This is a genomic window from Actinophytocola sp. (assembly GCF_036555685.1).
In the GTDB taxonomy this organism is placed as follows: Bacteria; Actinomycetota; Actinomycetes; order Mycobacteriales; family Pseudonocardiaceae; genus Actinophytocola.
Map to the genome: position 1 here is coordinate 1 of NZ_DATBKY010000147.1, position 2,422 is coordinate 2,422.

At 73.3% G+C, this 2,422-nt stretch carries 3 protein-coding genes; all 3 read right to left on the reverse strand.

Features of this window, described 5'->3' with window-relative positions; genetic code table 11:
• Nucleotides 1-872, reverse strand: an 872-nt coding sequence (gene eboE, locus VH969_RS14295; protein WP_331974220.1) for a metabolite traffic protein EboE, incomplete at its 3' end; no start/stop codon positions are given.
• Between the two features lie 34 nt (nucleotides 873-906).
• A complete protein-coding gene (locus tag VH969_RS14300) occupies nucleotides 907-1,770 on the reverse strand; it encodes a TatD family hydrolase (protein WP_331974221.1) in 864 nt (287 codons plus the stop codon).
• Nucleotides 1,767-2,422, reverse strand: a 656-nt coding sequence (locus VH969_RS14305; RefSeq protein WP_331974222.1) for an EboA domain-containing protein, incomplete at its 5' end; no start/stop codon positions are given. The genes VH969_RS14300 and VH969_RS14305, both read right to left, overlap by 4 nt.

A 2,422-nucleotide genomic window follows, 5' to 3' on the forward strand; every position in this document is an offset into this window, starting at 1 on the left:
CGCTGCGCGGGCAGTTCGGTCAGCGCCTGCGGGATGTCGTCCGCGCCGACCACGTCGCCGTCGCCGGTGCGCTCGCGGACCTGGTGCAGGTAGCGCGGCTCGGTGAAGTCGGCGAGCGCGACCCGCGCCGGCTCCCCGCCGGGCTCGTCGACCTGCAGCGCGGCGGACGCCTGCACCTTCACCACGGACAGGCCGGCGTCGTAGATCGCGGCGACCGTCCGCGCCGGGTCGGCGAAGGACACCGCGAGGTGGCAGGTGTCCAGGCACAGGCCCACGTAGCGCGGGTCGACCCGGGGCGCGAGCCAGGCCACGGCGTCGGCGACCGAGTCGAGCACGCAGCCCGGCTCCGGCTCGACGGCGAGCCGGATTGGCCGGCCGTTCGCCTCGGCCATGCCGTCGAGCATCCCGGTGAGCTCGTGCAGCGCGTCCGCCGCCGCGGCGTCGTCGGCGTCGTCCCACGGCGCGCGCCAGGCCAGGGGCAGCGTGGAGATGCTGCCGTAGCTCGCCGACTCCGGCAGCAGGTCGGCCAGCACGATCGCGCAGTCCACGGTGTACTCGAGCCGCCGCGGGTCGGTCCACTGTGGCCGGTACACGGAGTGCTTGACGACCTCGTCGTGGAAGCCGCCGTACGGGAACGCGTTGAGCGTGTACACCTGCAGCCCGCGCGCGTCGAGCTCGGTTCGCAACCGGGCGCGCGCGTCCGCGTCGTCGGCGAGCACGGCCGCGAGCGAGGCCGGCAGCCACAGGCCGAGGCCGAGGACGTCCGTGCCGACGAGCCGCCGCACCGGCTCGGCGTACCGGTCGAACTGCGCCAGCACCCCGTCGAGGTCCTCGGCGGGGTGCACGTTGGTGCAATAGGAAAGGGGCGTCACGTTGCCCCTCCTGTCAGAGCCGAGTGGCTGCCACTCATGCCCCACCACCGCGCAGCACGGAGTTGCCCGCGAACGTCTCCGTGGACGGGGCGAAGCCGGGCAGCTCGTCGAGCACCAGCCGGTCGCTCTGGCCGTAGAACTCGACGGGGTTCTGCCAGAGCACCTTGTCCACATCGGACTCGGAGAAGCCCGCCTCGAGCATCGCCAGGCCGGTCCGGTACGTCTTCAGCGGGTCCGAGCGGCCCCAGTCGGCGGCGGAGTTGACCACCATCCGGTCGGTGCCGTACTCCTTGAGGATCGCCACCATCCGCTGCTCGTCCATCTTCGTGTCCGGGTAGATGGAGAAGCCCATCCAGCAGCCGGACTCGGCGACGAGCCCCACGGTCGGCTCGTTGAGGTGGTCCACGACGACGCGGCCCGGCTCGATGCCGGACTCGCGCACGACGTCGAGCGTCCGCTTGGTGCCGGCGAGCTTGTCCCGGTGCGGGGTGTGCACCAGCGCGGGCAGCTCGTGGGCGATCGCCAGCTCCAGCTGCGCGGCGAACGCGGAGTCCTCCTCGGGGGTCATCGAGTCGTAGCCGACCTCGCCGACCGCCACGACGCCGTCCTTTGCGAGGTAGCGCGGCAGCACGCCGAGCACCTCCACGCACCGCGGGTCGTTGGCCTCCTTGGGGTTGAGCGCGATCGTGCAGTGGTGGCGGATGCCGAACTGGGCCGCGCGGAAGCGCTCCCAGCCGATGAGGCTGTCGTAGTAGTCGGTGAACGACGCGACGCTCGTGCGGGGCTGGCCCAGCCAGAACGACGGCTCGACGAGCGCGCGCACCCCCGCGGCGAACATCGCCTCGTAGTCGTCGGTCGTACGCGAGGTCATGTGAATGTGCGGGTCGAAGATTTTCACGGGGTTGCCTCCAGCAGGGTGACCGCGTCGGGTGGGACCTCGCGGCCCGCGGCACGGCGCTCCGCGGCGTAGTCGCCGACCATGCGCAGCAGCTCGGCGTCGGTGCGCCGGTCGAGGTCGGCGACCGCGGCCAGCGGCACGCCGACGAACAGGCACTTGAGCACGCCGTGCCGCCAGCTGTGGTCGTCCAGGTTGCGCGCGCCGAACTCGCCCATGGCGGCGGCCACGAGCCGGATGTCGTTGGCGCGCAACGCGTCCTTCACGATGTCGACGCCACCCGGCGCGGCCGATTCCGGCAGCTCGGCGAGCCCGCGCAGCACGCCGCGGCGCTCGGCGTCGTCGCCGTACCGGTACAGCTCGGCGACCTCCGTGGCGAGCTCCTCCCCGTCCAGCACCTCGCCCAGTACCGCGAGCAGCCGCGTGCGGGCGAGGTCGTCGACCGTGCCGTGCACGAGGCCCTGCGGGTCGGCCTCCGGCCGCAGCGGGGCCCGGCCGACCTTGCGGCCGACGGCCGGGAACAGCGTGCGGACGGCGGCGGGGTCGGTCCGCACCCGCGCCTCCGCCTCGACGAGCCAGGGATGGTCCACGTTCCTCACCCACTCCCCCTCGGACCCTCGGGTCGGTGGGGCGATCGCCGCGCGCAGGGCGGCGA